Consider the following 26,156-nt stretch of genomic DNA (forward strand, 5'->3'; position numbering starts at 1 on the left):
TCCTTCAGGCGTCCGGCTTGTGGCGATGAAAGACGCAAGCGAGCTTGTTGCCGTCCGGATCGCGCACATAGGCGACATAGAAGCTGGGCTCGTAGTAGGACCGCGTGCCCGGCGCGCCTTCGTCGGTGCCGCCGTGGGCGAGCGCCGCTTCATAGAAGGCGGCGACCTCGGCTTCGTTGCGGGCCCGCAGGGCGATCATGGCGCCGTTGCCCGCGCTGGGCGGGCGCCCGTCGAAGGGCGGGCAGATCCAGAAGCTGACGCCTTCGTCATAGCCAGGTCCCCAGCCCGCCCATCCGTCCGCCCCCTCGTGGGAACGGGCGCAGCCGAGCGCACCGAACACCGCATCGTAGAAACGAACGGAACGCGCGAAATCGCTGACGCCCAGGGTGGTGTAGAGAATCAACGACATGCCGGCTCCTCCTGTTCTTCATGCGGGCGCGCCGAAGAGGAACGGAAGCGGCGCGGATTCGATCCCGGCGCCACGCGGCCTCAGGCCGCGAGCTTGTCCAGTTCCTTCAGCACCGCATCGCCCATGCCGCCGGTCGAGACCTTGGTGGCGCCGGGGGTCATGATGTCGCCGGTGCGATAGCCCGCCGAGAGCGCGTTGGCAACCGCCTTCTCCAGCAGGTCCGCATCGGCGCCGAGCGCGAAGGAATAGCGCAGCATCATGGCGAGCGAGAGGATGGTGGCGAGCGGATTGGCCAGGCCCTTGCCGGCGATGTCGGGCGCGCTGCCATGGACCGGCTCGTAGAGGGCGCGGCGGCGGCCGCGCGCATCGGCGGCGCCGAGCGAAGCCGAGGGCAGCATGCCGAGCGAGCCCGTCAGCATCGCGGCGCAGTCGGAGAGCAGATCACCGAACAGATTGTCGGTGACGATCACGTCGAACTGCTTGGGCTGGCGCACCAGCTGCATCGCGCAATTGTCGGCATACATGTGCGACAGCTCGACGTCCTTGTAGTCGGCGTCATGCAGCTTCTGCACTTCCTCGCGCCAGAGCACGCCGCTTTCCATCACGTTGGCCTTCTCGACCGAGCAGACCTTGCGGCCGCGCAGGCGCGCCAGGTCGAAGGCCACCCGCGCCACGCGCTGGATCTCCGGCGTCGTATAGACTTGCGTGTTGATGCCGCGCCGCGTGCCGTCGGGCAGGGTCTCGATGCCGCGGGGGCTGCCGAAATAGACGCCGCCGGTGAGCTCGCGCACGATCATGATGTTGAGCCCGTCGACCAGCTCGCGCTTCAGGCTGGAGGCGTCGGCGAGCGGGCCGAACACGATCGCCGGCCGCAGATTGGCGAACAGCTCCATATCCTTGCGCAGGCGCAGGAGGCCCCGTTCCGGCTTCTTGTCGAAGGGCAGGCTGTCCCATTTGGGACCGCCGACGGCACCCAGCAGCACCGCATCGGCGCCCATGGCCTCGCCCATGGTGGCGTCGGTCAAGGGCGTGCCGTGCTTGTCGTAGGAGCAGCCGCCGACCAGGCCCTGGCTCACGTCGAAGCCGATCGCGCGGCGCTTGGCATACCAGTCGAGCACGCGCTCGACCTGCTGCATCACTTCGGGGCCGATGCCGTCGCCGGCGAGGATCAGGAGTTTCTTGTTCGCAGCCACGGGACCGGGATTCCTTGAATTCGGCAGTAAGGGAGTTCGGCGGGAGAGGTCGTTCAGAGCCAGGGCTGCTCGAGCTTCTTCCTGGCTTCGAAGCTGTCGATGGCCGAGGCCTTCTGCATGGTGAGGCCGATATCGTCGAGGCCGTTCAGCAGGCAATGCTTGCGGAAGGCGTCGATCTCGAAATGGATCCGGCCGCCGTCGGGGCCAGTGATCTCCTGCTTCTCGAGATCGATCGCGACGATGGAATTGGCGCCGCGCTGGGCGTCGTCCATCAGCTTGTCGACCTCGCTCTGCGGCAGCTTGATCGGCAGGATGCCGTTCTTGAAGCAGTTGTTGTAGAAGATGTCGGCAAAGCTCGTGGCGATCACGCAGCGGATGCCGAAATCCATGATCGCCCAGGGCGCATGCTCGCGGCTCGAGCCGCAGCCGAAATTCTCGCCGGCGACCAGGATCGCGGCCTTGCGGTAGGCCGGCTGGTTCAGCACGAAATCGGGCTTCTCCTTGCCGTCGACCTCGTAGCGCATCTCCTCGAAGAGATGCTTGCCGAGACCGGTGCGCTTGATGGTCTTCAGGAACTGCTTCGGGATGATCATGTCGGTGTCGACATTTCTCATCGGCAGGGGCGCCGCGACGCCGCGGAGCGTGGTGAATTTCTGCATCGCCATCACCTATGGGGAAGGCCGTCCGGACGGGGCCCGAAGCAGGGCCGGCCGGGGCGGCTGAGGGGCTGGTTTTAGCGCCAAGGGCGCCGGATGACCAGGGTTTTGGCCAGGATGTCGTGGAGCCCCTGCTTGCGGGGGGTGAAGGCGACCATGAGGAATCCGATCATCAGGATCGCGCCCGACAGGAACTTGGCGAAATAACGCCCGGTCGCCTGCGAGAACGTAATGCGATCGCCGTCGATATCCGTGACCTGCATCGAGAGGGCCATCTTGCCGAGAGTCGCCTGCCGGGGGCCGCTCTCCATGAAGGCCACGTAGAGCCAGGTCCCGATCACCAGGATCAGGGTGCCGAGGGGCGTATATTCGAGCTCGGCGCCGATCCCCATGGCGCTTTCGGTCACGGTGGCGTCGCCCTGGCCGATGGTCTCATAGATCGGCAGCACGAAACTCAGCGGGACCAACGCGGCATTGACGATGATGCTGTCGATGAGGGCCGCGACCACCCGACGCCAGAAGCCGCCATAGCGCGGGCCCGCGGCTTCGCCGTGATCCGTCGAGGCTTGCGCCATCATCGACCTAGGGGCTGCCCGACAATTTTGAATCACCCACTCGCGAAGGGAAACTCGGCTTGGCGCCGAGCATAGGCCAAAGCCGGCCTTTTGGGCAGATGGGCGGTAAAACAGGGTTAATCCGTGGGTTGCGCGCTAGGGCAGCGGCGGCAGGCGCAAGCTCACCGCGGCACCCCCGCCCCGGACTTCGCCGATCTCGAGCTCGCCGCCATGCACCGCCATGATGCGCGCGACGATGGCGAGACCCAATCCCGCCCCCGGGCCCTTGGCGCGGCGTCCGCGATAGAAGCGCTGCGTGACCCGCGCCCGGTCGGCCGGCGCGAAACCCGGGCCGGCATCGCGCACCGTCAAGCTGGGCCCGCGACCCGGTGTCGCATCGCTCACCTGGATTTCGACGGCGGCATGCTCGGGCGTATGCGCGATCGCGTTCTCGACCAGATTGCGCAACGCCCGTCTCAGGGCCGCGGCGTCGCCATGCGCCCGGACCGGTTTCTCCGCCCCGATCACCGACAGGTCGCGATGCTGGGCCAGGCAGAGCGGCGCCATGGCCGTCGCCAGCTCGACCGCGAGCGCCGAGAGGTCGAGCTCGTCGCCCACATGCAGCGGCTGCGCGTCGAGCTCGGCCACGGCCAGCATCTGATCGACCAGGCGGCGCATGCCCGCCAGGTCCTGCTTCAGCGACGCGACCGCGGCCTTGTCGGGCAGCGTCTCGATATGGGCGGAGAGCACGGCGAGGGGCGTGCGCAGCTCATGCGCGGCATCGGCGGCGAACTCGCGCTGATGGCGGAAACCTTCCGCCAGCCGGTCGAGCGCATCGTTGACCGCGGTGACGAGCGGGACCAGCTCGGACGGAAGATCGTCGCCCGGCAGCCGAACGCCGGTCTCGCGCGGCGTGATGCTCGCGGCCGCATCCGCCACGCGCGCCAGCGGCGCCAAGCTGCGCCGGATGGTCCAGACCCCGATGAGCAGGGCGGCCGCCAGCACCGGCAGCAACAGCGGGAGGATCTCGTCGCCCCACTCGTTCACGATGCCGTCGAGCAGCGTCGGCGCATGATGGTTGAGCATCACGTCGAGCAGCAGCGGGCCCGAGGGCGTGTCGAAGCGCCCGCTCAGCACCGAGACCTCCAGCTCCGGCCCGCTGTCGGGCGGTACGGCCTTCTGCAGCCCCTCCCAGTCGGGCGAGGCCGCCAAAACGGTACCGGCGCCGTCGCGCACCCGGTAGGCGAAATGGAGATCCGGCGGCAATCCGACGGCGATGCGGCCGTCGGTCTCGCGCGCGATCGATTGCGCCAGCGACCGCATGTCGGCCTGGAGCGTCTCGGCGGTTACCTCGGTGCGGTCGTCGCGGCTGTTGATGTAAGGCAGCAGGCCGGCGACCAGAAAGGCGACGACGAAGAGGCCCCCGAGGCGCCAGCCCAGGCGCGAGGCCATGCTGGCGGTGGAGCGCCGGGCGGCGGGCGGCGGCAAGGGCTCGGGCAGCGTCACGGCGCCCCGTCGGACATGAGATAGCCGATGCCGCGCAGCGTATGGATCTGCGCCGTGGCGCCCGCCTCGGCGAGACGCCGGCGCAGGCGGGAGACCAGCACTTCCAGCGCGTTGGGCTCGACCTCGCCGGCGAGGCCATAGATCGAGTTCTCCAGCGCGGCCTTGGCGATCGCGCGGCCGCTGCGCCGGATCAGCGCCTCGAGCAGGTCCGTCTCGCGCCGGCCCAGGGCCAGGGGGCGATCCTCGACGGTCGCGGTGCGGTTCTCGGCGTCGAAGCGCAGATTGCCGAGCTCGATCGCGCGGCTCATGACGGCGCCGGGGCGGCGCATCAGCGCCCGCAGGCGCGCGGCCAACTCGGCGATCTCGAAGGGCTTGATCAGATAATCGTCGGCGCCGCCATCGAGGCCGCGCAGCCGGTCGCCCAGATCGCCGCGCGCGGTGGTGACGAGAATGGGCGTGGTGTCGTTGCGCGCGCGCAGGCGCTTGAGGAGATCCATCCCGTCGCCGTCGGGCAGGCCGAGATCGAGCAGGATGGCGTCGAACCGCATCGTCGCCAGCGCCGCCTCGGCATCCTCGATCAGGCCGACATGGTCGACGGCGAATCCCTCCATGGCCAGGCCCTTCGCCAGAAAATGGGCGAGGCGCTCATTGTCTTCGACCAGGAGCAGGCGCATGGATCGCGGCTCTCGCGCTCGGGGGAGGTGAGGATAGTTTGCGCCAGCGACGGAGGCTTAGCGAGGCCCAAGCCCGGGCCGGAAAGCGAGCGCCCGGGAACCCCGCGGGGGCAGAGCTCCCGGACGCGTCGATCGCGGGCTGCCCTTGGAGGCCCGCGGCCGATCGAAAATCAGAGGCCCAGCACGCGCTTGGCCTTGTCGACCTGACTCATGCAGTCTTCCTCGTCGCCTTCATCGACCAGTTCGTCTTGCGCCGCGGCCAGGAACGACAGCGCCTTGTCCTTCTTCGTGCCGTCGGATTGCTGGTTGGCGGTTTCGGTGATGCTCTTGATCTCCTGCTCGCAGCTCCGGGTCCCGGCCCAGGCGGGTGCGAGGGCGCAGGAAAGCCCGACGCCGAGAACGGTGGCGGCAAGGCCGAGCGCGGCGATCGAAGGGCTGAAGGTGCGGAACAGCGACATGATCGGGGAATTCTCCAGGTCAGGGGTGATGGCCGTTCCGCGTCCTGCGGCCGGCGACCTGGAGAATGCGCGGGGGAGGCTGTCGCGAAGCTGACCTGCGGCGGCTCTAGGTCCCAACCCGCGGCGAAGCCAGGGTTTTCGCCATGTCCGCGACCGGCAGGACCAGGCCGCCGCGGGTCTGCCAATCATGCCGATACGTCACGCGATAGCCGCAGCGCTGATAGAAGGCCAAGGCCGGGAGACTCGCGCCGAGCGTCACCTCGCCATGGCCCGCCGCGGCGATGGCCGCTTCCGCCATGCGGAGCAGGCGCCGCGCGATGCCGCGGCCGGTGAAGCCGGGCAGCACATAGAGCCCGATGACTCTGCGGTCGCGCCAGGAGCAGAAGCCGACAACGCCCGGACCCGGCGCCTCGGCCAGCAGCATGCGCTCGCCCTGCCGATCCATCGCCTGGCGATAGCGATCGGGATGGAGGCCCGCGATCCAGCTCTCGAGCTCGGCGCGCGAATAGGGCCCGTGCGCGATCCCGCGCACGGCCTCGCGATGCACGCGCTCGATGAAGGCGCCGTCGCCGGGTGTGGCAGGGCGGATGCGGATGACGGGCGATTTGATGAGCGGCCCCCAAGCGCTTGCTTGCTTATCCCTTCCCCCTTGAGGGGGAAGGTTAGGAAGGGGGGTGAGCCGCAACTCGACGCTTCGAGAGGACCCCCTCCTTAATCCTCCCCCTCAAGGGGGGAGGAGATAGAAAGAGAAGGAGGGGTGGCCGATCTCTACTTCAGCTCGCGGATATCCGTGAGATGGCCCGTCACCGCCGCCGCCGCGGCCATCGCCGGGCTCACCAGATGGGTGCGCCCGCCGCGGCCCTGGCGGCCTTCGAAGTTGCGGTTCGAGGTCGAGGCGCAGCGTTCGCCGGGCTCGAGCCGGTCCGGATTCATCGCCAGGCACATCGAGCAGCCGGGCTCGCGCCATTCGAAGCCGGCCTCGATGAAGATCTTGTCGAGGCCTTCGGACTCCGCCTGTTCCTTCACGAGACCGGAGCCGGGCACCACCATCGCGTTGACATGGCTCGCCACCTTGCGGCCCTGCGCGACCTTGGCGACCTCGCGCAGATCTTCGATGCGGCCGTTGGTGCAGGAGCCGATGAAGACGCGATCGACCTTGAGCTCGCTGAGCTTGGTGCCGGGCTTGAGGCCCATATAGTCGAGCGAGCGCTTCATCGCGTCGCGCTTGCCGGCATCCGTCGCCTTGTCGGGATCGGGCACGGCGCCGGTGATCGGCAGCACGTCCTCGGGGCTGGTGCCCCAGGTGACCTGCGGGACGATATCGGCCGCCTTGAGCACGACCTCTTTGTCATAGTGAGCGCCGGGATCGGAGGGCAGCGTGCGCCAATAGGCGACCGCCTGCTCCCACACGGCACCCTTGGGCGCCATCGGCCGGCCCTTCACATATTCGAAGGTGGTCTCGTCGGGCGCGATCAGGCCGGCGCGCGCACCCGCCTCGATCGACATATTGCAGACCGTCATGCGGCCTTCCATCGACAGCGCGCGAATGGCGTCGCCGGCATACTCGATGACATGGCCGGTGCCGCCGGCGGTGCCGATCTTGCCGATGATCGCGAGGATCATGTCCTTGGCGGTGACGCCCAGCGGCAGCTTTCCCTCGACCGTGATGCGCATGTTCTTGGCCGGCGCCATGATCAGGGTCTGGGTCGCCAGCACATGCTCGACCTCGGAGGTGCCGATGCCGAAGGCGAGCGCGCCGAAGGCGCCGTGGGTCGAGGTATGGCTGTCGCCGCAGACGATGGTCTGGCCCGGCTGGGTCAGGCCCTGCTCCGGCCCGATGATATGCACGATGCCCTGGCGGATATCGTCCATCGAGAAATAGGGCACGCCGAACTCGGCGCAGTTCTTCTCGAGGGTCTCGATCTGGATCCGCGATTCCGGCTCGGCGATGCCCTTGGAGCGGTCGGTCGTCGGCACGTTATGGTCGGCGACCGCGAGCGTCGCTTCCGGCCGGCGCACCTTGCGCCCGGCCGTGCGCAGGCCTTCGAAGGCCTGCGGGCTCGTCACCTCATGGACGAGGTGGCGATCAATATAGATCAGGCAGGTGCCATCTTCCTGGCGATCGACCAGGTGCTTGTCCCAGATCTTGTCGTAGAGCGTGCGCGGTGTGGCCATTGTCGTGCCTCAGTAGATCCGTCGGGAGCGATCCTTCGCTACCCCTGGCTTGTCATTGCCGGGCTTGACCCGGCAATCCATGGTGCAGATGCACGATGGATGCCCGGATCAAAGCTTGTCCTCGGGCCGGCCCCAGGCCGGAACCGGGGAGCCGGGCATGACATCAGTCATAATTGGTGCGTGGCGGTAAAAGCGCAATTGGCCACGCCCAGCCTCAGCCTTCCGCCGCTTCGCCGGCCGCTTCGTCGCCGGCGCGCTCGCGGGTGGATTCGCTGATGCGGGCGGCCTTGCCGCGAAGCCCGCGGAGATAATAGAGCTTCGCCCGGCGGACATCGCCCTGGCGCACCATCTCCACCGACTCCACGCGCGGGCTGAAGAGCGGGAACACGCGCTCCACGCCTTCGCCGTAGGAGATCTTGCGCACGGTGAAGGAGGAGTTCAGGCCGGCATTGCGGCGGGCAATGCAGATGCCCTCGAACGCCTGGATACGCTCGCGCGTGCCCTCGATCACCTTCACATTCACGCGCACCGTGTCGCCGGGACGGAACTCCGGCAGCTTGGCGGTCGCGGCCAGCTTCTTCACCTGGCTCTTCTCAACTTCTTGCAACGTCGTCATCGCTTGGCTTCCTTCTTCTTGGAATCGGTCTTGCGGGCGAGGTAACGGGCCCAGAGATCGGGCCGCCTCGCACGCGTGATGTCCTCCGCCTGCTGGCGACGCCAGAGGCGGATCTTCTCGTGATGGCCGGAGAGCAGGATCTCCGGCACGGCGCGGCCCTGCCAGTCGGCGGGCCGGGTGTAATGCGGGTATTCGAGGAGACCCGCTTCGAAACTTTCCTCGTCGAGGCCCTCGGGCGCACCCATGACGCCCGGCAGCAGGCGCACCACCGCGTCGATCAGCGCGATCGCCGCGGGCTCGCCGCCGGAGAGCACGAAATCGCCGAGGCTGATTTCCTCGACCTCGCGCGCATCGAGCACGCGCTGGTCGACGGCCTCGTAGCGGCCGCAGAGCAGCGTGACCTTGGGCCGGGCCGCGATCTCGCGCACCAGCGCCTGGTCCAGCACGCGGCCGCGCGGGCTGAAATAGATCGCCGTCTCGCCCGGCGCCAACGTCGCTTCGAGGGCCGCGTCGATCACGTCGGGGCGCATCACCATGCCGGGACCGCCGCCGAAGGGCGTGTCGTCGACCGAGGCATGCTTGCTGCTGGCGAACCGGCGGATGTCGATCGCGTCCAGCGCCCAGAGGCCGGCCTCGAGCGCCTTGCCGGCGAGCGACTGGCCCAGGGGGCCCGGGAACATCTCCGGGAAGATCGTCAGCACGCTGGCGCGCCACTGTGTCGTCTGGCTGCTCATCGCGGGATCGCTCTGCGTCGAGGGTTTGGCGGTCATCATCATCGCGCCTCCACCTCGGCCGGCGGTTCGGCCACCAGGCGGCCGCCCGGCAGATCGACCAGCGGCACCACCTTCTTGGTGAAGGGCAGCATCAGGCTGACACCCTCGCCTTCGATCTCCAGCAGATCGCCCGCCCCGAAATTGAGCACCGCCTTGACCCGCCCCAGGGTCTTGCCGTCGCGCGCCTCGACCCGCAAGCCCACCAGGTCGGCCTGGTAGAACTCGTCATCGGCGCCGATCTCCGGCAGGGCCTCGCGGCCGACATAGAGCTTGGTGCCCTTGAGCGCCTCGGCCGCGTCGCGATCGGCGACGCCGTCGATCTGGGCGATCACGCCCTCCTTGGCCTGGCCCTGCAGCTTCAGGCGGAAGCGACGCTGCCCCCGCTCGTCGCTCAGCTCGCCGTAGGACGCGACGCTCTTCGGATCGGCGGTGAAGCTCTTGACGCGAACGAGGCCCCGCACGCCATGCGCGGCGGCGATCACGCCCACCAGCACCCGTGCCTTGCCTGTTTCGTCCATGTCGTTGCTTCCCGCCATGATGTCGAGAATCGGTCCTTACGCCGCCTGCCTTCGCGTCCGGCTTACTGGGCCGGGGCTTCGGCGCCGGCCTTGGCCTTCGCGTCGGCCGCGGCCGCCGCGCGCTCCTGCGCCTTCTTTTTCGGCAGGTGCTTGGTGGTCTGCACATGCTGCTTGGGCTTTTCCGCCAGGCCGATCTCGGCCAGGAAGCCCTGGACGCGCTCGGACGGGGTGGCGCCCATCTTCAGCCAATGCTCGATGCGCTCCTTCTTGAGCAGGACGCGGTTGCCGCTCTCGCGGGTCACCATCGGGTTGTAGGTGCCGACCTTCTCGATGAAGCGGCCGTCGCGCGGGCTGCGCGAGTCCGCAATGACGATGCTGTAGAAGGGGCGCTTCTTGGCGCCGCCGCGGCTCATGCGAATCTTAAGCGACATGTGTCTCGTTGCTCCTCAGGTTTGATCGTTCGTTGTTCGGTTCGTTTGTGTTGACTCGAGTCATTCTGGATCGTGGCAGACCGCCTGCAGCTTGTTGCCGTCGGGGTCGCGCACATAGGCGGCGTAGTAATGGGCGTGATATTGCGGCCGAAGCCCGGGCTTGCCTTCGTCCTTGCCGCCATGCTTCAGCGCATTCGAGTAGAAGAGATCGACCGCGTGGCGGTTGGGCGCGATGAAGGCGACATGGACGCCGTTGCCGGGGACCGCGGCGCGGCCGTCGAACGGCTTCAGGATCCAGACCGGCGCCCCTTGCGTGTCGATGCCCTTGCGGCCATAGCCATAGGCTTCGCCCTCATAGGGGAAGAGCAGGCTCAGGCCGAGCGGCGACAGCACCGCGTCGTAGAAATCGACCGAGCGCTTCAGGTCGTTGCTGCCGAGCGTCACATGCGAGAAGCAGCCATTGGGGCGCGTTGTCATACCGATCCCCTTATCCGCGCGGCAGGATGGACTGGATGCCCTGGCGCATCAGTCCCTTCTGCCCCATCTTGCCCATCTGCTTCATCATGCGCGCCATCTCCTGATGCTGCTTCAGGAGCTTGTTGACCTCCTGCACCGAGGTGCCGGAGCCGGCGGCGATGCGCTGCTTGCGCGACGCCTTGATCAGGTCGGGATTCTTGCGCTCCTTGCGCGTCATCGACGACAGGATGGCGCGCTGGCGGCCGATCACCTTGTCGTCGATCTTGGCGTTCTTCATCTGCGCCTTGATCTTGGCCACGCCCGGCAGCATGCCGAGGATGTCGCCGATCCCGCCCATCTTCTGCAGCTGCTTCAGCTGGTCGGCCAGATCGTCGAGATCGAACTGGCCCTTCTGCATCTTCTTGGCGAGGCGCTCGGCCTCCGCCTGCTCGATGTTCTCGGCCGCCTTCTCGACCAGGCTGACCACGTCGCCCATGCCGAGGATGCGGCCGGCGATGCGGTCGGGATGGAAATCCTCGAGCGCGTCGAGCTTCTCGCCGACACCCAGGAGCTTGATCGGCTGGCCGGTGACGGCGCGCATCGAGAGCGCCGCGCCGCCGCGCGCATCGCCGTCGACGCGGGTCAGCATGATGCCGGTGACGCCGATGCGATCCTGGAACGTCTTGGCGACGTTGACCGCGTCCTGGCCGGTCATGGCGTCGGCCACCAGCAGGGTCTCGATCGGCTTGGTCGCGGTCTTGATCGCCGCGATCTCTTCCATCAGTTCGTCGTCGATATGGAGACGGCCGGCGCTGTCGAGCATCAGCACGTCGAAGGCTTCGAGCGTCGCGGTCTGGAGCGCGCGCTTGGCGATCGCGAGCGGCGGCTCGCCGCCGATGATGTTGAGGGTCTTGACCTCGGCCTGCTGGCCCAGGGTCGCCAATTGCTGCTGCGCCGCGGGCCGCCTTGTGTCCAGCGAGGCCATCAGCACGCGCTTGCGCTCGCGGCGCGTCAGGCGCATCGCGATCTTGGCGGTGCTGGTCGTCTTGCCCGAGCCCTGGAGGCCCACCATCAGCACGACCGCGGGCGGCGTGGTGGCGAGGTTGATGCCCTCGGCCCCGCCGCCCAGCGCCTGGACGAGGTGGTCATGGACGATCTTCACCACCATCTGGCCCGGCGTGATGCTCTTGAGCACCGCCTCGCCGATGGCCGCCTCGCGCACGCTGGCGATGAAGTCCTTCACCACCGGGAGCGCGACGTCGGCCTCGAGCAGGGCCACGCGGACCTCGCGCAGCGCCTCGTCGACGTCGCCCTCCGAGAGGGCGCCGCGCCGGGTCAGCCGCTCGAAGGCGCCGGACAGTTTCTGGGAAAGGCTCTCGAACATCGTCGGTCTTGGAACCTGGTGGTTCGGGTCTCGAAAGGCGCTGCGATCAGCCCAAAACGACTTTTCGCCCGTGCGCGAAATTCGCGGACGGGCGGGGCCCCTCGGGGCCGGGTGGTCGCCTTGGTGGTGAAGGCGGGCGGAACATAGAGGCGGAGGGCCGCCTGCGTCAAGGAAAGCGGGGTGCCTGCGGCTAGGAAAGGGGGCGGCGATTTGTCGTTGTTTGTCCCCTCCACCGCTTCGCGGGGGAGGGTCAGGGAGGGGGCTGCTGGGCCCATCCGCGCGGCCCCCTCCCTAACCCTCCCCCTCAAAAAGGGGGAGGGGATAACATTGGCGACATTCGCTTCGATTGTCGTAACGTAATATATTGAAACTATGACTTAAATTCTTCCCGCGCGAGCCAGGACCCGCCCATGACCGAGATCGCCATCGTGACCGGCGCCGATGCCACCTATGCCGGGATGCTGGAGGAGTGCCTGCGCTCGATCCGGGACAAGCCGGAGAGCCGCCAGGTCGCGCTCTGCCTCCTGGATGTCGGCCTGGGCCAGCATCGGGACCGGCTGGCCGCCCTGGCCGACAAGGTCGTCGAGCCCGGCTGGGACATCGACTTCCCGGCCCGGCCCCAGACCCCCGGCTATTTCCGGGCCATGTTCGCCAGGCCCTTCCTGCCCCGCTATTTCCCCGGGCACCGGCTCTATCTCTGGATCGATGCCGACGCCTGGGTCCAGGACTGGCGCGCGGTCGAGCTCTTCATCGAGGGCGCCCGCCAGACCGACCAAGCCAGCGGCCAGCCCCGCCTCGCCGTGGTCCCCGAACTCGACCGCAGCTACCGCAACTTCTATGGCGCCTGGCAGGAATTCCACGACGTCATCCATAAAAGCTATGTCGACGCCTTCGACAGGGCCACGGCCGACGAGCTGGTGCGCTACCCGCTGATCAATTCCGGTGTCTTCGCCATGCGCGCCGAGGCGCCCCATTGGCAGGCCTGGGGCGATACGCTCCGGACCTCGCTCCAGCGAACGACGAGCTCCCTGGTCGAACAGGCCGCGATCAACCATGTGGTGTATCGCCAGAAGCTGCCCACGGCCTTCCTACCGAGCTGGTGCAACTGGATCTGCCATCACGCGGCGCCGCGGCGCGATCCCTCGACCGGCATGCTGACCGAGCCGCTGCTGCCCTATCAGCGGCTCGGCATCGTCCATCGCACGATGTGGACGAAGAACGAATGGGGCTATGCGGCCAAGGGCAACGCCTGATCTAGGCGAGCGCGCCCGCGACCTGCTCCGCCAGCACGGCCAGCCCGTCGGCGACCTGCGCCGCGATCGCGGCATAGCGCGCGATGTTCTTGAGCCGGGTGAGATCGTCGACGAGATTGTCGTTGATCTCATCGAGCTTGCCCTTGAGCTCCAGCACGTCGGCCGAGCTGTCGAGGCGGGCCAGGGTGACGAAGGCCAGCGCTCGGAACGCTTCCCCGACATCGGCCTGGCTCGCCCGCAGCATCTTGCGCCGGGCCTTCTCGTCGTTGGTCAAGGATCGCCCGGCCCGTGCCGCGCCGAGCACGATCTCGTCGATCTCGCTCTGGAGCGCATGATCCAGGTCCAGAAGATGGGCGCGGCTCTGCATCGCGTCCGCAACGATGGCTTCGGCGCTTTGCCTGTCGAACATCACGGAGTCTCCCCGGTCAGAGCCGCCAGGTCCTTGGCGATCTTGGCCAGCTCTTGTGCCTTCGCAGCGAAGACCTTGATCTTGGCGAACACCTGCGGCCAGGTGAGTTCCGGATTGTTCAGGGCCTTGGTCAAGGCCGCATGGGCCTCGCCCATGGCCAGGAAGACGTCACCCGGCCGGGCCTGCAGGAAGTTGTCATAGGTCTCGGCCGCATCGACGGCGGCGTTCAGATCCGCCTCGCTGCCGCGGTCGTCCTGATAGGCGTCGATCTTGTCGCGAAACGCCCTCGTCAGCGCCTCGCGCTGAGGATCCGAGCCGAAGATCGCGGCGTTCTTGAAAAGAGCGGCCGCGCGCTGGATGACCGGGTCGGCCTGCTTGGTGGCCGTCCTCAATCCTGCGAGCTTCACCTGGTTCGAATATTCGCCCAGCAGCCAATTGACGCCCGAGCCGACCGGCGTGGCGAAACCCGGGACGGTGCCGGCGGGGCTCCCCTCGGCCGTGGCGACCGTGTTGGCCAGATGCTCGATGCTGCCCAGGGCCGCGTTCACGTCGGCCTCGGCCTTGGCCGCGCTGTCGTCGGCGACGAGGGCGGCCAGGTTCTGCGCATAGACATTGATGTCATGCATCACCCCGACCATGTTGCCGAGCAGCGGGTCGGGCGGAAAATATTGCGGCTGATCGGGATGGGCCGGATCGACGATGGCGACCCGGCAGCGCTCCGACCCGAGCTCGCAATCGCCGTTCGCGCCCATGACGGCCAGGCTCATATTGGTGCGGGCATGCTCCGACAGGAACTCGGTGTACGCGCCCGTGGCCGTCTTGTTGAGATCGTTGAGGGCCGATTCGGCGTCCGTGGTCGCGTCCGCGAATGAGGCGATGGGCGCGGCATAGTCCGAGGCGCTGCAGCCGGAAAGCGCCAGCGCAACGGCGACCGCCGATGCCAGTCGAACACAGATCGGATTGATGCTCATCCCCCGTCCCCCTGGGGCAACCCAGCCGATGGCCCCCGTTTACTATCGCCCGTTTCAGCCCCCGGGTGCTGTGACTAAATTCCGCTTCATGTTGGGGGGCCGGAGGGCGCGGTCAGAGACACAGCGGCGCACATCATTGATTGATGATTAAGTTATGAAGGGAGACCGACAGAAGTGCTGCCTTATCGGCTGTCGGAACCCCTCGATCGAACCCCATGCCTGTTAATTTCCGGGCACCGCCTCTTTCTCTGGATCAATGCCGACACTTGGGTCCAGGGCGCGCGCGGTCGAGCTCTTCATCGAGGGCGCCCGTCAGACCGACCCCGCCAGCGGCCAGCCCTGCCTCGCCGTGGTGCCCGAGATCGACCGCAGCTACCGCAATTTTTTCGGCGCCTGGCGGGAGTTCCACGTCAGCCGGTTGAGCTACGCCGAGGCCTTCGACGAAGCCACAGTCGACCACCTGGTGCGCTACCCGCTGTTCATTTCCGGCGTCTTCGCCATGCGCGCCGAGGCGCCCTATTGGCGGGCCTGGGCCGATACGCCTCGAGCCTCGCTCCAGCAGATGACGAGCTAACTGGTCGAGCAGGCCGCAATCAACCATGTGGTGTATCGCCAGAAACCGCCGGCGACATTCCTGCCGAGCTGGTGCAACTGGATCTGCCATCAGACGGCACCGCGACGGGATGTGGAGAGCGGCAAGCTGACCGAGCCTGCCCTATCAAAGGCTCGGCATCGTGCATCGCACGATGTGGATGAAGAACCAGTGAGGCTATGCGGCAAAGGAGGGCGCAACACCCTAGGTGATCGCGCCTGCAAACCGTTCCGCTAGCTTGGCGAGGCTGCTGGGGATTTGCACAGCGAACTAGGAAGGAAGTCGTCATAGGTCTTGGCCGCCGCCACGGCGGTATCGAGGTTCGCTTCGCTCCCGCGATCGTCCCGATAGGCGTCGCGTGACTAAGCGCTGCGGTGTTGTGACTAAACACCGCCCCATTGATTAGCGCGCCAATTATCGAGCTAAGCGGCATGATTTGGAGGTCGGTCTGAAAATTGATAATTTGAATGCTCAGTTCGGAACTGAGAGCAACCTAACCATTCCCGGCATGACGCCAGTCAATGCAGCCGCCGCACGGCTCGCGAGCATCGCTGCCGTCTTACGACTTCCTCCCGCCCCCTCGCCGTAACTGTGCATCGCGACCGCGCGCCCATCGCTGTCCTTCCAAAGCATCCCGCTATCGCCACCGAAGGTTCCCGGGCTGCTCACATTAATCAAGGCATCACAATAGAGTGTGCCTAGCACGGCATCGGTGATGATCGCGTGCAGGCCCGATACAACGCCGTGGCAGATTCCGTGACTTGCTCCGTGGGCCAACAACTGTTGCCCACCCATCGGCATACCGAATTCCAGGAACGTCGCGTGACTAGCGCGTACAATGAGTTCTGGATGCTCCAGAGCTATGAGGGCGGCATCTACGAATCCATCGGTGTCCGGAGAAATGATGCGCTTGTGTGTCTTGCCAATCGGAATCCAAGTCTTGGATCCCGGAGAGTAGGAGTAAGCGATATTCTCAAAGCTAGCGTTCGGCACGACATGGCCACAAGTAAGAGCAAAGAACTGGCCGCCGACCGAGCAAAGAGCACCGATCGTACCCTGGGAAGCATCGCCAACTTTGATGGCCACGGGGCCCGGATCGGGAAACACGCTGACTTGAGGTTTCAGTCTTCGCAGCCGAACCACATCGACTGGAATGGTCTTGCCTTCGTGGCGCACGTATCGCGGCAGGCGATCATCAACCTTTAGGTCAGATTTAGCGATCTTGTTGGCGACAAGAACGGTGAGGCAAAGTTCCTCAGGGTCCATTTTCTCGCCGACCATGCGTGGGCCAATCATGGTGCCCACAACATTAGGATACCGCGCGAGGCGTCGCGACCGCTCCTGGCGCGCCAGTCGGATGCGCCGAACACCCGCTTCGTGATTACGCCTGTTCAATCTACTGAAGTCCCGGAATTTGAACTGGGGTTAGGACAAGTTTGCCGCTGGAGTTGTCAATTTCATAGAGTTGAACGATTGGCGGTGCCGGCGGCTTCTGATCTCCACCGGTGAGCTTTTTAAGGATAAGTCCGACAACGGTCATGTCGTTCTTCAGTATCGTCCGGACATTCTGCGCCTCGCCCGATCCTCCTTCGCCGAGGTCGATTTTGTCGAACTGATCGGCGGCCTGGGTGAGCAGCGTGACGATCTCGTCGCGATGCGCTTCCGCGCCGGGTGCGTTCAAGAGATCGTAAGCGTCGTCGAGCTGCCTGACCACGCCGCTCTTCTTCGCCGGGTCAAAAATTGCATTAAGTACGTTGACGCTGAACAGATTATGAGTCCGCGCGGTGTCGACTTGCCGCTTCATGTCCTCTTTGGTGGTCTGGAGTAACTTGGCCTGCTCGCCCATGTCCGTACCCTGCGCGTGATAAACGCCGGAGCCCGTCTCGGCTGCGGACGCCAAGCTCGAAATCATGGAACCGATGGCCGTCATCGTCTCCGGGACCTTGGAGTCCACCGTCTGACCCACTGTCGACAGGATGCCGTTCGACAAGGTGATCTGGAGGTTGCTGGTACCGATCCCGCTCCAGGCCTTGGCATAGACAGGGTCCTTCATATCCGGCAAGTAGATAATCGTGCCCTGGATTGGCGTGTCTTTATTTCCCGTGCGCACGACCATCAAATATGGCTTCGTCTGGTAGATTTTTATGCCGGTTTCGTGGTCGGAATTGAATTGCTTTGGATCGTCGTAGAACGCAATCCGCGCACAGCCACTCGCGGCGACAGACCCCACAATGGCAACTGCAATACCCAGCATCCATGAACCGGACATTTCAATCCATCCTTGTAGTTTCTCTGATTAATTTCTCAGGAGCATAACCGCCTATTTAGATTCGACATCTTTTATTAGACGCAGCCTAGGTTCAATTATATTTTTTACATGCGCATTTGTTTTCTTTCTTATCGAATCAACATCGAGCCCCTTTGCAGACGAACACTTCGTGACTCCGTTATCACGGAGATAGGAATCGAGTCAAATTACATATTCGACTTTAGGTTGTGACAATTATTGATTGTTGCGCCAACCATCAACAATGCACCGACAGTGGTGTTGCCCTGTGGAGACTTGGGACTTTCGCGGCGGCCGGCAGGCGTTCCTCCGCCAGTGGACATGCGCCCACCGCACTGCCATATAACCGACATGACGCTCGCGACCGCCTTCACCAAGATGCATGGGCTGGGCAACGACTTCGCCGTGATCGACCTGCGCGGCGGATCGGCCAACGGCACCGCTTCGGCTGGCGCCAACGGCGCCACCCCCCTCACCGACATCTCCGACACCCAGGCCCGGGCCATCGCCGACCGGCGGACCGGGGTCGGCTGCGACCAGATCATCCTGATCGAGAAGCCGCGCCAGAAGCTGGCCGACGTCTATATGCGGATCCGCAATGCCGACGGCAGCGAGGTCGAGGCCTGCGGCAACGGGGCGCGCTGCGTGGCGGCCCTGGTCATGGCCGAGACCGGCCGCCGCCATGTGATCATCGAAAGCGTGGTCGGGCTCCTCGATGCCGAGGCGGCGCCGGACGGCCGGATCTCGGTCGATATGGGCGAGGCCCAGCTGGACTGGCGCGAGATCCCGCTCGCCAAGCCGCTCGACACCCTCCATCTGGGGATCGAACTGGGGCCGCTGTCGGACCCGGTGGGCGTCAATATCGGCAACCCCCATGCGGTCTTCTTCGTGCCGGACGCCGGGGCGATCGACGTGGCCGCCCTGGGGCCGGTGCTGGAGCGCCACCCGCTCTTCCCCGAGAAGGCGAATATCGAGGTCGCCCAGGTGCTGTCGCCCACCCGCATCCGGATGCGGGTCTGGGAGCGCGGGGTCGGGATCACGCGCGCCTGCGGCACCGGCGCCTGCGCCACCCTGGTCGCGGCCCATCGCCGCAAGCTCACCGGCCGCAAGGCCACGATCCAGCTCGATGGCGGCGATCTGGAGATCGAATGGCTGGCGGACGGCCATGTCCGCATGACCGGCCCGGCCGAGACCAGCTTCACCGGCAGACTCGACGCGTCGCTGCTGGGCTAATATTGTCTGGCCCGCCGTCGGCCGCGCCCCGGTTTGCGCGGGCCTTCCCTTGTTTCCCCGCCCCTTCATCGTCACCCCCGCGAATGCGGGGGCCCATGGTGGGGCCAGCGCCCTGAACGGGCATGGGTCCCCGCTTTCGCGGGGATGACATTAGTGACCGAGCCCCGCGTCCTCACCTTCGGCTGCCGCCTGAACGCTTTCGAATCCGAGGTGATGCGCGGCCATGCCCAGGCGGCGGGGCTCGGCAACGCCATCCTGGTCAATAGCTGCGCCGTCACGGCCGAGGCCGAGCGGCAGGCGCGCCAGGCGATCCGCAAGGCCCGGCGGGAGAACCCGGAGGCCCGCATCGTCGTCACCGGCTGCGCCGCCCAGATCGACCCCGCCCGGTTCGCCGCCATGCCCGAGGTCGACCATGTGATGGGCAACGGCGAGAAGCTCGAGGCCAAGAGCTGGCAGGCGCTCGCCGGCGGCGAGGCGCCCCGCACCGCCGTCGCCGACATCATGGCCTTGCGCGAAAGCGCGGCCCATCTCATCGCCGGCTTCGGCGGACGCGCCCGCGTCTTCCTCGAGGTGCAGCAGGGCTGCGACCATCGCTGCACCTTCTGCATCATCCCCTATGGCCGCGGGCCCAGCCGCTCGCTCCCCGTGGGCGAGATCGTCAACCAAGCGCGGCAGCTCACCGAGAGCGGCGTCGCCGAGTTGGTGCTGACCGGCGTCGATCTCACCTCCTATGGCCAGGATCTCCCCGGCACGCCGTCGCTCGGCCAGATGGCGCGCCGCCTCCTGAAGCTGGTGCCGGGCCTGAAGCGCCTGCGCATCTCCTCGGTCGATCCGATCGAGGTCGACGAGGATCTGGTGGCGCTCGTCGCCGAGGAACCGCGGCTGATGCCGCATCTCCATCTTTCGCTGCAGCATGGCGACGATCTGATCCTGAAGCGGATGAAGCGCCGTCACAGCCGCGCCGATGCCGTGGCCCTCACCACGCGGCTGCGCGCGCTGCGCCCCGACATCGTCTTCGGCGCCGATCTCATCGCCGGTTTCCCGACCGAGAGCGAGGCGGCGCATCGGGCCAATCTCAGCCTGATCGATGACTGCGGCCTCACTTTCCTCCATGTCTTTCCCTATTCGGCGCGCAAGGGCACGCCCGCCGCGCGCATGCCGCAGCTGCCGATGGCGCTGCGCCGCGCGCGTGCCGCGGAATTGCGGGCGAAGGGCGAGATCGCCAAGGCCGCTTGGTTCACGGGTGTCGCCGGTCGCAGCACCGCGCTGTTGGTTGAAAAGAACGGCGGGCAGAGTGCGCTCGGCCATACCGAGCATTTCGCGCCGGCGCGCCTTCTCGGTGACGCGGCGCCGGGCAGCATCGTCATGGCGCGCGTGACCGGCCATGATGAAGACGGGCTCATTCTCGAAGCCCTCGCGCAGCAGGCCGCGTAGTGCCATCGCCGTCGACGCCGTCTCTCCCTGCCAAGGATTTACCTCTCCGCCCGCGCAGCGGGGGGAGAGGGTTGCGCAGGGTTAGCCGGAGCGAAGCGGAGGCTTACCCGAAGCTGGGAGAGGTGGGCCCTTTCCTGCAGCATCCCCCTCTCCCAGCTTCGGCTAGGCTTCGGCTTCGCCTCAGCCAAGCCTGCGCATCCCTCTCCCCCACTGCCGTGGGGGCGAGGAGAAATTCTTCTTGCTACGGATCTCCCCTGAATGGCTGACGAGACGAACGAAAAAGCGAGCGGTGGCTGGCTCGCGAAGCTGAAGCGCGGCCTCGCCAAGAGCTCGGCCAAGCTCTCCGACGGCATCACCGGCATCTTCACCAAGCGCCGGCTCGACACCGCCTCGCTGGAGGAGCTCGAGGAGCTGCTGATCGCGGCCGACCTCGGGCCGTCGGTCGCGGCCAAGCTCGCCGAGGCGCTGCGCCGCCGCCGCTTCGAGAAGGACATCGCGCCCGAGGCCGTGCGCGCGGCGCTGGCCGAGGACATCGCCCAGATCCTGGCGCCGGTGGCCAGGGGCCTCGCGCCCGACCCCGCCGCCCGGCCGCATGTGGTGCTGGTGGTCGGCGTCAATGGCAGCGGCAAGACCACGACCATCGGCAAGCTCGCCCAATATTGGAAGACCCAGGGCAAGACGGTCTGGCTCGCGGCCGGCGACACCTTCCGCGCCGCCGCCATCGAGCAGCTCCAGATCTGGGGCCAGCGCGCCGGCGTGCCGGTGGTGGCCCGCGAGAGCGGCTCGGATTCCGCCAGCCTCGCCTTCGAGGCGCTGGAAGCGGCCAAGGCCGCCGGCGCCGATCTCCTCCTGATCGACACGGCCGGCCGGCTCCACAACAAGGCGAACCTGATGGCCGAGCTCGCCAAGATCGCCCGCGTCCTCAAGAAGCTCGATCCCGCGGCGCCCCAGGATTGCCTTTTGGTGCTGGACGCCACCACGGGCCAGAATGCGCTGGCCCAGGTCGAGACCTTCCGCCAGATCGTGCCTTTGACCGGGCTGGTCGTGACCAAGCTCGACGGCACCGCCCGGGGCGGTGTGGTGGTGGCCCTGGCGGAGAAGTTCGGCCTGCCGGTGGTGGCGGTCGGCGTCGGCGAAGGGGCCGAGGATCTGCGGCCCTTCGAAGCGGCGGCGTTCGCGCAGTCGCTGGTGGAGGGGTAGGGGCTGAGGGCGAGCGAGCTCGCGCCTTCCTTTCTGCACCTCCCCCCTTGAGGGGGAGGCTGGGGTGGGGGGGTGATCGAAGGTCTCGCTGTTGCTCCACCCCCTCCCTTGCCCTCCCCCGTTTCGGGGGAGGGGATTCGTCGACTGAAGCAGGAGGGCATCTCCATCAACTATCAATATGTTGCGCCTAAGCTGCGAACCGCCTCGCCGGCCTCTTACCCCCAGGCCCGGCGCGGAATGGTGATTGATTCGCGACTCAGGCTGGCTAGGATTCGCCGGTTGGAACGCCGAGTCGTTCGCGGGGGCGGACGGAACCGATGTCAGCTGGTCAAACCTTGAAGCGCGACGATCGCCGCGATGCGCGACCGCCCCTCGACGGGCAGGAGTCCCAGGGAGCGCTGGGCGTCTTCGGGCGCCTGAAGAAACGTCTTCTCGCCAAGCCCGGCGACCCGCTCGAGCCCGCCGCCGCGGTACCGGCGGCAGGCACCGCAGCCGCCGAAGGCTGGGCCGACCACCACACCGAGAATTTCATGCGCCGTTACTTGCGCACCGGCGATGCCGTGCTCGATATCGGCGCGCGCGACGGCAAGTTCGCGGTGGCCGCCGCCGCCGCCGTCGGCCCCGACGGCCGCGTCGATTCCTTCGAGCCCAGCCCCTCGCTGCGGCGCAAGCTGACCGAGGCCGTGCATCGCAGCCATGCGGTCGCGATCGTGATCCATCCCAAGCTGGTCGGCACCCAGGCGCAGCTCGGCCGCTTCGTCGACGGCACCGGCAAGAGCGGCCGGCGGCGTCCGCCGCTGCCGGGCGAGCTCGCGGTCGGCGGCGTCATCGGCGTCGAATGCATCCGCCTCGACCAGGCGATGGCGGCGCGGCGCTATGCACTGATGAAGCTCGACATCGCTGGCGGCGAGCTGGTGGCGCTCAAGGGCGCGGAAGGAATGCTGCGCGAGGCCAATCCGCCGGCGCTGCTGATCGCGATCGACAGCGCGCTCAACGAATGCGGCAGCTCGCCCGAGCAGCTCAGCGATTTCCTCACCGCCAGCGGCTATGAATCGATTCTCTATGACGCCGACCGGCACAAGCTCGACTATGTCGGCCGGCCCTGGACCCGGCGGCGCTACGTCCTCGCCGTCGCCCAGAAAGCCCGCAACTACGTCTCCGCCCGCCTCGCCGGCATGGATCTGCAGAAAGAGCCGGAAACCGAGGACGTGTTGAGGATCACGACGGAGTAAGACGCTCCGTCGTTTCCGAATCTCATCTGCGGCCACCCCTCCCCCTACCCCCTCCCGCAAGGGGAGGGGGCTAGGAAGAATAGAAACAGCCTCTCCTTCTTCCGGGGAGGCTGTTTGCATTTGGCGACGAAAGAACGCCGCGGACTCAGAAGAAATCCACGCCCCCTCCCCTCGCGGGAGGGGGTAGGGGAGGGGTCCTTCGCCGCGGCGCTTTGCGCCGGAAACGTAATCGGCAATACTCCGCCGCCGATTATTACCGTTCCGTGACACCTCCTCTCCCTCCCGAGTTCCCCCTCCATGAGTCTCCATCTGATCGTCGCGCTCCTCATGCTGCTCGCGGCGGCGATGCATGCGGGCTGGAACCTCTTCGTGAAGGGCACCGGCGACCGGCTGTCGGCGATCACGGCGGTCATGACGGGCGGCGCCATCCTCTCGGCCTTCGCTCTCCCCTTCGTCGATCCGCCGGCGCGCGAGAGCTGGATCTTCATCTTCCTCTCGATCGTCATCCATCTGGGCTATTACGCCGGGCTGGTCGGGGCCTATCGCCATGGCGATCTGAGCCACGCCTATCCGATCGCGCGCGGCACGGCGCCGCTCCTGGTCGCGATCGCGGCCGCACCGGCCGCCGGCGAATGGCTCTCGCCGCTGCAATGCCTCGGCGTCGCCGCGATCTCGCTCGGCATCGTCAGCCTCGCCTTCGAGCGCGGCATGCCCAAGGGCGATCACGGCCGCTCGGTGCTCTATGCGCTCGCGACCGCGGTCTTCATCATGGGCTACAGCGTGACCGACGGCCTCGGCGTGCGCCGCTCCGGCAACGCGCTGGGCTACATCCTCTGGCTGTTCGCGCTCGAGGCGATCCCGCTGCTGCTCATCACCATCGCCATCCGCCGGCGCGCCTTCTTCCAGCATCTCAAGCGCCATTGGCGGAGCTCGAGCGCGGGCGCGGTGCTCTCCTGCGGCGCCTATGGTCTCGCGATCTGGGGCATGAGCGTGGGCACCCTCGCCGGCATCGTCGGCTTGCGCGAAACCTCGGTCCTCTTCGGCGCCGCCTTCGGCGCGCTGTTCCTGCACGAGAAGTTCGGCTGGAAACGCGCGGTGGCCGCGGTGGCGGTCGTGGCGGGGAATTTGGTGCTGCAGCTGGCGTGACGGGCGATCAGCACGCTTGCGGCCACCCCTCCCCCTACCCCTCCCGCAAGGGGCGGGGGCTAGGAAAAAAATCAGGCCTCCTCCTCCGACGGCGAAGCCGTCGAGCGGGAGGGGGGTAGGGGGAGGGTGTTTCCGCAACACCTCCCTCACCGCCCCTTCCGCTCCATCAGTTCGATCCGGTTGCCGAACGGGTCGTCGACATAGACGCGGATAAAGCCTTCGAGCGGCTCGTCCTCATTCACGGCGATGCCGGCCGCCCTCAATGTTGCGATCAGCGCCGGCAGGTCCTCCACGGGCAAGCCCGGATGTGCCTTGCGCGCGGGCATGAAATTCTTCTCGACGCCGAGATGGATCTTGAGCGCGCCGCGCTCGAACCAGGCGCCGCCGCGCGCGGCCAGAGGCGGCGGCTTCGTCATTTCCGGAATGCCGAGCAGGCCTTCGTAGAAGGCGCGGGCCTCGGCCTCGCGACCGGCGGGCATGGCGAGTTGGATATGATCCAGGCCCGCCACTTTCATCGCCGCGTCCTTCAGAAATTGCCGAGCTCGCCCGGCGGGTTGGTGCGGGCGGCGAAATGCTCCGCGTCGCCCACCTCGCGATAATGCTCGAGCGCCCAGCGCACCGACGGGAAGGCGAGATCGTTCCAGGGGATCTCGTCCCAGGCGAACAGGCCGACCTCGAGGCTCTCGGGGCCGGGCTCGATTCCCGGCGCCGCGAACCGGGCGCGGTAGATCACCTGGACCTGGCTCAGCCGCGGGATCGAATAGACCGCGATCAGCCCGTCGATCTCGATCTTCGCGCGCGCCTCCTCCCAGGCCTCGCGCCGGGCGCCGTCGGCCGTGGTCTCGTTGAGCTCGAGATAGCCGGCGGGCAGCGTCCAGAAGCCATGGCGCGGATTGATCGCGCGCCGGCACATGAGGATGCGATCGCCCTCGCGCACCACGGCGCCGACGACGACCTTCGGATTCTCGTAATTGATGAAGCCGCAATCGCTGCAGACGATGCGCAGGCGGCTGTCGCCCTCCGGAATCTCGCGCTTGTAGCGGGCCGGCAGATTGACCGGCGCCTCGGTGCGGGAAGTCGGGCGGTCGCTGGTCGCGGGTTTGGGCGGGATATCGGCCATGGCCGGTAATGTGCCGCCGCCTCCCCGTCGAGACAAGCCCGGCCGCCGCGAACCCCCGCCTTGCGCTTATTCCGGGTCCACGCCCTTCCAACTGATGCGCCAGATCGACTGGCTGGCATCGTCGGCCACGAGCAGGCTGCCATCGGGCGCCACGACCAGGCCGACGGGACGGCCGAAGACCTTGGGCGGATCGTTGCCGCCGATCCAGAACCCGGTCAGGAACGGCTCGTACCAGCCCTTGGGCCTGCCGTTGGCGAAGGGCACGCGCACCACCATGTAGCCCTGCGGCTTGCCGGCGTTCCAGGAGCCATGCAGGGCCACGAAGGCATCGCCGCGATACTCGGCGGGAAACTGCTTGCCGTCATAGAAGACGAGGCCCAGCGGCGCCGAATGCGACCGGAACAGCAGGTCCGGCTCGGTGACCTTGTCACCGCTCACGCCCGCGGGGATCTCGATGTCGGGCTGGCGGTGATTGCCGATATAGAAATAGGGCCAGCCATAGTCGGCGCCCTCCTGGATCCGGGTCAGATAATCCGGCACGAGCCCGTCGCCCAGCCCGTCGCGCTCGTTCACCACCGCATAGAGATCGTGGCTCCCAGGATAGAACGCCAGGCCGACCGGATTGCGGATGCCGGTGGCGACGGTCTTCTGATCGCTGCCATCGGCGGCAAAGCTCTGGATCGAGGCCCGCGGCAGGGGCTCGACCGCGACATTGGACTCCGAGCCGATCGCGACATAGATGCGCGATCCATCGGGGCTGAAGACGAGATTGCGGGTCCAATGGCCCTGCCCTTCGCCGAACGCGCCCTTCGCCGTGATGCGCGTGCGCGATGGCTTCGTCAGGGTCCCCTCGGGCTGGTAGGGCAATTTCCAGATGCCTTCGATGTCGGCCACATAGAGCATGCCGTCATGGAAGGCCATGCCATGCGGCCCGTGAAAACCGGCGGCAAGGATGCGGCTGGAATCGGCGACCCCGTCACCGTCGCTGTCGACGATTCGCGTGATCTGCCCGTCGCGGCCCTCGGAGAGCAGGACCGCGCCGTCGGGCGCGATCGCCAGCCAGCGCGCGCGATCGAAGCCCTTGGCGAAGAGATTGACGGCGAAGCCCGGCGGCAGCTGGAAAGGAGGATGATCCGATGCGGTCACCAGCTCCGAAAAATTGCCGACGGCCTCGGTCGCGTCGGGTGCGGGGAGCGTGGACGGGTCGAGCTGGATATGGGTGCCGGGCGGCTCCGACGGCGAGGCGGCGAAGGCCGCGCCCGAAAGGGTCAGGCCGGTCGCGAGGCAGAGAGCCCTGAAACCGGCGCCGATCGATATCGGGGAGTCCGCTGGCGTCATGTCCGTTTCCTGTCGGGTCGAGGATCCCGCATCCCCGACTATAGCGAGCGACGATCGGAGGCCAACCCGGCTCCGGCCGTGAAGCCGGGCCCGGTTTGTTGTATCAGAGACGGCAATCGCGACCCAATCCCAGCCAAC

29 protein-coding genes are annotated in these 26,156 nt (G+C 66.9%); 7 read left to right on the plus strand and 22 right to left on the minus strand.

What is annotated here, in order from left to right; all coding sequences use genetic code 11:
* Nucleotides 1-4: 4 nt before the first annotated feature.
* The 15 genes from FRZ44_RS24445 to ffh all read right to left on the minus strand — a co-directional run bounded on the left by FRZ44_RS24445 (nt 5) and on the right by ffh (nt 11,803).
* Nucleotides 5-409, minus strand: coding sequence for a VOC family protein (locus FRZ44_RS24445; protein WP_225308432.1), 405 nt, complete (start codon nt 407-409; stop codon nt 5-7).
* Nucleotides 410-489: 80 nt separating this feature from the next.
* Entirely contained in the window at nt 490-1,545 is a 1,056-nt protein-coding gene (gene leuB / locus FRZ44_RS24450; protein ID WP_407658104.1) for a 3-isopropylmalate dehydrogenase, read from the minus strand.
* 110 nt (nt 1,546-1,655) lie between these two features.
* The gene (gene leuD, locus FRZ44_RS24455; RefSeq protein WP_151179642.1) at nt 1,656-2,261 is read right to left on the minus strand and encodes a 3-isopropylmalate dehydratase small subunit; all 606 of its coding nucleotides are present in this window, start codon (nt 2,259-2,261) and stop codon (nt 1,656-1,658) included.
* Between the two features lie 74 nt (nt 2,262-2,335).
* The gene (locus FRZ44_RS24460) at nt 2,336-2,836 is read right to left on the minus strand and encodes an RDD family protein (protein WP_151179643.1); all 501 of its coding nucleotides are present in this window, start codon (nt 2,834-2,836) and stop codon (nt 2,336-2,338) included.
* 132 nt (nt 2,837-2,968) lie between these two features.
* The gene (locus tag FRZ44_RS24465; protein WP_151179644.1) at nt 2,969-4,318 is read right to left on the minus strand and encodes a sensor histidine kinase; all 1,350 of its coding nucleotides are present in this window, start codon (nt 4,316-4,318) and stop codon (nt 2,969-2,971) included.
* Nucleotides 4,315-4,992, minus strand: coding sequence for a response regulator transcription factor (locus FRZ44_RS24470; protein ID WP_151179645.1), 678 nt, complete (start codon nt 4,990-4,992; stop codon nt 4,315-4,317). Before FRZ44_RS24470 ends, FRZ44_RS24465 begins: the two co-directional genes overlap by 4 nt.
* Nucleotides 4,993-5,162: 170 nt before the next feature.
* A complete protein-coding gene (locus tag FRZ44_RS24475; RefSeq protein WP_151179646.1) occupies nt 5,163-5,450 on the minus strand; it encodes a hypothetical protein in 288 nt (95 codons plus the stop codon).
* Nucleotides 5,451-5,556: 106 nt separating this feature from the next.
* A complete protein-coding gene (locus tag FRZ44_RS24480; RefSeq protein WP_191908284.1) occupies nt 5,557-5,997 on the minus strand; it encodes a GNAT family N-acetyltransferase in 441 nt (146 codons plus the stop codon).
* Between the two features lie 221 nt (nt 5,998-6,218).
* Nucleotides 6,219-7,625, minus strand: a complete 1,407-nt coding sequence (gene leuC, locus FRZ44_RS24485; protein WP_151179648.1) for a 3-isopropylmalate dehydratase large subunit — start codon at nt 7,623-7,625, stop codon at nt 6,219-6,221.
* Between the two features lie 214 nt (nt 7,626-7,839).
* Nucleotides 7,840-8,241: a 50S ribosomal protein L19 gene (gene rplS, locus FRZ44_RS24490; protein ID WP_151179649.1), complete on the minus strand. Its 402-nt coding sequence runs from the start codon at nt 8,239-8,241 to the stop codon at nt 7,840-7,842.
* Nucleotides 8,238-8,975, minus strand: a complete 738-nt coding sequence (trmD, locus tag FRZ44_RS24495) for a tRNA (guanosine(37)-N1)-methyltransferase TrmD (protein WP_151180451.1) — start codon at nt 8,973-8,975, stop codon at nt 8,238-8,240. Before trmD ends, rplS begins: the two co-directional genes overlap by 4 nt.
* Nucleotides 8,976-9,013: 38 nt before the next feature.
* The gene (rimM, locus tag FRZ44_RS24500) at nt 9,014-9,532 is read right to left on the minus strand and encodes a ribosome maturation factor RimM (RefSeq protein WP_151179650.1); all 519 of its coding nucleotides are present in this window, start codon (nt 9,530-9,532) and stop codon (nt 9,014-9,016) included.
* A 62-nt stretch (nt 9,533-9,594) separates the two neighbouring features.
* Entirely contained in the window at nt 9,595-9,963 is a 369-nt protein-coding gene (gene rpsP, locus FRZ44_RS24505) for a 30S ribosomal protein S16 (protein WP_151179651.1), read from the minus strand.
* A 60-nt stretch (nt 9,964-10,023) separates the two neighbouring features.
* Nucleotides 10,024-10,440 carry a VOC family protein gene (locus FRZ44_RS24510; RefSeq protein WP_151179652.1) on the minus strand — a complete coding sequence of 139 codons (417 nt, stop codon included), beginning with the start codon at nt 10,438-10,440 and terminating at the stop codon, nt 10,024-10,026.
* A gap of 10 nt (nt 10,441-10,450) precedes the next feature.
* Nucleotides 10,451-11,803 (minus strand): signal recognition particle protein, encoded by a 1,353-nt coding sequence (ffh, locus tag FRZ44_RS24515; protein ID WP_151179653.1) that lies wholly within the window; start codon nt 11,801-11,803, stop codon nt 10,451-10,453.
* A 410-nt stretch (nt 11,804-12,213) separates the two neighbouring features.
* On the opposite strand from ffh, the gene FRZ44_RS24520 reads away from it, so the two are divergent.
* Nucleotides 12,214-13,056, plus strand: a complete 843-nt coding sequence (locus FRZ44_RS24520; RefSeq protein ID WP_151179654.1) for a glycosyltransferase family protein — start codon at nt 12,214-12,216, stop codon at nt 13,054-13,056.
* A gap of 1 nt (nt 13,057) precedes the next feature.
* On the opposite strand, the gene FRZ44_RS24525 is transcribed toward FRZ44_RS24520, so the two are convergent.
* Together FRZ44_RS24525 and FRZ44_RS24530 are read right to left on the minus strand one after the other, a co-directional pair.
* Nucleotides 13,058-13,465 (minus strand): hypothetical protein, encoded by a 408-nt coding sequence (locus FRZ44_RS24525; protein WP_151179655.1) that lies wholly within the window; start codon nt 13,463-13,465, stop codon nt 13,058-13,060.
* Nucleotides 13,465-14,436, minus strand: a complete 972-nt coding sequence (locus FRZ44_RS24530) for a hypothetical protein (protein WP_151179656.1) — start codon at nt 14,434-14,436, stop codon at nt 13,465-13,467. Before FRZ44_RS24530 ends, FRZ44_RS24525 begins: the two co-directional genes overlap by 1 nt.
* Nucleotides 14,437-14,692: 256 nt before the next feature.
* Here FRZ44_RS24530 and FRZ44_RS24535 point away from each other — a divergent pair, with 256 nt between their 5' ends.
* Nucleotides 14,693-15,010: a hypothetical protein gene (locus FRZ44_RS24535; protein ID WP_151179657.1), complete on the plus strand. Its 318-nt coding sequence runs from the start codon at nt 14,693-14,695 to the stop codon at nt 15,008-15,010.
* A gap of 489 nt (nt 15,011-15,499) precedes the next feature.
* Here FRZ44_RS24535 and FRZ44_RS24540 read toward each other — a convergent pair whose 3' ends face one another.
* Together FRZ44_RS24540 and FRZ44_RS24545 are read right to left on the minus strand one after the other, a co-directional pair.
* Entirely contained in the window at nt 15,500-16,309 is an 810-nt protein-coding gene (locus FRZ44_RS24540; protein WP_151179658.1) for a serine protease family protein, read from the minus strand.
* A gap of 115 nt (nt 16,310-16,424) precedes the next feature.
* Entirely contained in the window at nt 16,425-17,297 is an 873-nt protein-coding gene (locus FRZ44_RS24545) for a hypothetical protein (protein WP_151179659.1), read from the minus strand.
* Between the two features lie 369 nt (nt 17,298-17,666).
* Between FRZ44_RS24545 and dapF the strand changes: the two genes are divergently transcribed.
* The 5 genes from dapF (at nt 17,667) to FRZ44_RS24570 (ending at nt 23,560) form a co-directional block, all read left to right on the plus strand.
* On the plus strand, nt 17,667-18,548 hold the full coding sequence (gene dapF, locus FRZ44_RS24550) for a diaminopimelate epimerase (RefSeq protein ID WP_151179660.1): 882 nt from the start codon (nt 17,667-17,669) through the stop codon (nt 18,546-18,548).
* A 144-nt stretch (nt 18,549-18,692) separates the two neighbouring features.
* Entirely contained in the window at nt 18,693-19,982 is a 1,290-nt protein-coding gene (gene mtaB, locus FRZ44_RS24555; protein WP_151179661.1) for a tRNA (N(6)-L-threonylcarbamoyladenosine(37)-C(2))-methylthiotransferase MtaB, read from the plus strand.
* Nucleotides 19,983-20,240: 258 nt separating this feature from the next.
* Nucleotides 20,241-21,182, plus strand: a complete 942-nt coding sequence (gene ftsY / locus FRZ44_RS24560; protein WP_151179662.1) for a signal recognition particle-docking protein FtsY — start codon at nt 20,241-20,243, stop codon at nt 21,180-21,182.
* A gap of 317 nt (nt 21,183-21,499) precedes the next feature.
* Entirely contained in the window at nt 21,500-22,414 is a 915-nt protein-coding gene (locus FRZ44_RS24565) for an FkbM family methyltransferase (RefSeq protein ID WP_151179663.1), read from the plus strand.
* Between the two features lie 297 nt (nt 22,415-22,711).
* Complete coding sequence (locus FRZ44_RS24570) at nt 22,712-23,560, plus strand: EamA family transporter (RefSeq protein WP_151179664.1); 849 nt, start codon at nt 22,712-22,714, stop codon at nt 23,558-23,560.
* Nucleotides 23,561-23,706: 146 nt separating this feature from the next.
* Here the strand turns inward: FRZ44_RS24570 and FRZ44_RS24575 are convergent, their stop codons facing one another.
* The 3 genes from FRZ44_RS24575 to FRZ44_RS24585 all read right to left on the minus strand — a co-directional run bounded on the left by FRZ44_RS24575 (nt 23,707) and on the right by FRZ44_RS24585 (nt 26,018).
* Entirely contained in the window at nt 23,707-24,075 is a 369-nt protein-coding gene (locus tag FRZ44_RS24575; protein ID WP_151179665.1) for a VOC family protein, read from the minus strand.
* Between the two features lie 11 nt (nt 24,076-24,086).
* Nucleotides 24,087-24,680, minus strand: a complete 594-nt coding sequence (locus FRZ44_RS24580) for an NUDIX hydrolase (protein WP_151179666.1) — start codon at nt 24,678-24,680, stop codon at nt 24,087-24,089.
* Nucleotides 24,681-24,746: 66 nt separating this feature from the next.
* Nucleotides 24,747-26,018, minus strand: coding sequence for a PQQ-dependent sugar dehydrogenase (locus FRZ44_RS24585; protein WP_151179667.1), 1,272 nt, complete (start codon nt 26,016-26,018; stop codon nt 24,747-24,749).
* Between the last annotated feature and the right edge of the window lie 138 nt (nt 26,019-26,156).

It is taken from the genome of Hypericibacter terrae, from assembly GCF_008728855.1.
Lineage (GTDB): Bacteria > Pseudomonadota > Alphaproteobacteria > Dongiales > Dongiaceae > Hypericibacter > Hypericibacter terrae.

Bases quoted from the DNA above. Each gene is read 5' to 3' on its own strand.
- leuB (WP_407658104.1), bottom strand. From the start codon at position 1,545: ATGCAGCAGGTCGAGCGCGTGCTCGACTGGTATGCCAAGCGCCGCGCG.
- FRZ44_RS24575 (WP_151179665.1), bottom strand. From the start codon at position 24,075: ATGAAAGTGGCGGGCCTGGATCATATCCAACTCGCCATGCCCGCCGGT.
- rpsP (WP_151179651.1), bottom strand. From the start codon at position 9,963: ATGTCGCTTAAGATTCGCATGAGCCGCGGCGGCGCCAAGAAGCGCCCC.
- FRZ44_RS24540 (WP_151179658.1), bottom strand. From the start codon at position 16,309: ATGGTCGGCGAGAAAATGGACCCTGAGGAACTTTGCCTCACCGTTCTT.
- rimM (WP_151179650.1), bottom strand. From the start codon at position 9,532: ATGGACGAAACAGGCAAGGCACGGGTGCTGGTGGGCGTGATCGCCGCC.
- ftsY (WP_151179662.1), top strand. From the start codon at position 20,241: ATGGCTGACGAGACGAACGAAAAAGCGAGCGGTGGCTGGCTCGCGAAG.
- ffh (WP_151179653.1), bottom strand. From the start codon at position 11,803: ATGTTCGAGAGCCTTTCCCAGAAACTGTCCGGCGCCTTCGAGCGGCTG.
- mtaB (WP_151179661.1), top strand. From the start codon at position 18,693: ATGACATTAGTGACCGAGCCCCGCGTCCTCACCTTCGGCTGCCGCCTG.
- leuC (WP_151179648.1), bottom strand. From the start codon at position 7,625: ATGGCCACACCGCGCACGCTCTACGACAAGATCTGGGACAAGCACCTG.
- FRZ44_RS24565 (WP_151179663.1), top strand. From the start codon at position 21,500: ATGTCAGCTGGTCAAACCTTGAAGCGCGACGATCGCCGCGATGCGCGA.
- FRZ44_RS24545 (WP_151179659.1), bottom strand. From the start codon at position 17,297: ATGTCCGGTTCATGGATGCTGGGTATTGCAGTTGCCATTGTGGGGTCT.
- FRZ44_RS24570 (WP_151179664.1), top strand. From the start codon at position 22,712: ATGAGTCTCCATCTGATCGTCGCGCTCCTCATGCTGCTCGCGGCGGCG.
- FRZ44_RS24520 (WP_151179654.1), top strand. From the start codon at position 12,214: ATGACCGAGATCGCCATCGTGACCGGCGCCGATGCCACCTATGCCGGG.
- FRZ44_RS24510 (WP_151179652.1), bottom strand. From the start codon at position 10,440: ATGACAACGCGCCCCAATGGCTGCTTCTCGCATGTGACGCTCGGCAGC.
- FRZ44_RS24580 (WP_151179666.1), bottom strand. From the start codon at position 24,680: ATGGCCGATATCCCGCCCAAACCCGCGACCAGCGACCGCCCGACTTCC.
- FRZ44_RS24535 (WP_151179657.1), top strand. From the start codon at position 14,693: ATGCCGACACTTGGGTCCAGGGCGCGCGCGGTCGAGCTCTTCATCGAG.
- FRZ44_RS24585 (WP_151179667.1), bottom strand. From the start codon at position 26,018: ATGACGCCAGCGGACTCCCCGATATCGATCGGCGCCGGTTTCAGGGCT.
- trmD (WP_151180451.1), bottom strand. From the start codon at position 8,975: ATGAGCAGCCAGACGACACAGTGGCGCGCCAGCGTGCTGACGATCTTC.
- dapF (WP_151179660.1), top strand. From the start codon at position 17,667: ATGACGCTCGCGACCGCCTTCACCAAGATGCATGGGCTGGGCAACGAC.
- FRZ44_RS24470 (WP_151179645.1), bottom strand. From the start codon at position 4,992: ATGCGCCTGCTCCTGGTCGAAGACAATGAGCGCCTCGCCCATTTTCTG.
- FRZ44_RS24445 (WP_225308432.1), bottom strand. From the start codon at position 409: ATGTCGTTGATTCTCTACACCACCCTGGGCGTCAGCGATTTCGCGCGT.
- FRZ44_RS24475 (WP_151179646.1), bottom strand. From the start codon at position 5,450: ATGTCGCTGTTCCGCACCTTCAGCCCTTCGATCGCCGCGCTCGGCCTT.
- leuD (WP_151179642.1), bottom strand. From the start codon at position 2,261: ATGCAGAAATTCACCACGCTCCGCGGCGTCGCGGCGCCCCTGCCGATG.
- FRZ44_RS24460 (WP_151179643.1), bottom strand. From the start codon at position 2,836: ATGATGGCGCAAGCCTCGACGGATCACGGCGAAGCCGCGGGCCCGCGC.
- FRZ44_RS24525 (WP_151179655.1), bottom strand. From the start codon at position 13,465: ATGTTCGACAGGCAAAGCGCCGAAGCCATCGTTGCGGACGCGATGCAG.
- FRZ44_RS24530 (WP_151179656.1), bottom strand. From the start codon at position 14,436: ATGAGCATCAATCCGATCTGTGTTCGACTGGCATCGGCGGTCGCCGTT.
- rplS (WP_151179649.1), bottom strand. From the start codon at position 8,241: ATGACGACGTTGCAAGAAGTTGAGAAGAGCCAGGTGAAGAAGCTGGCC.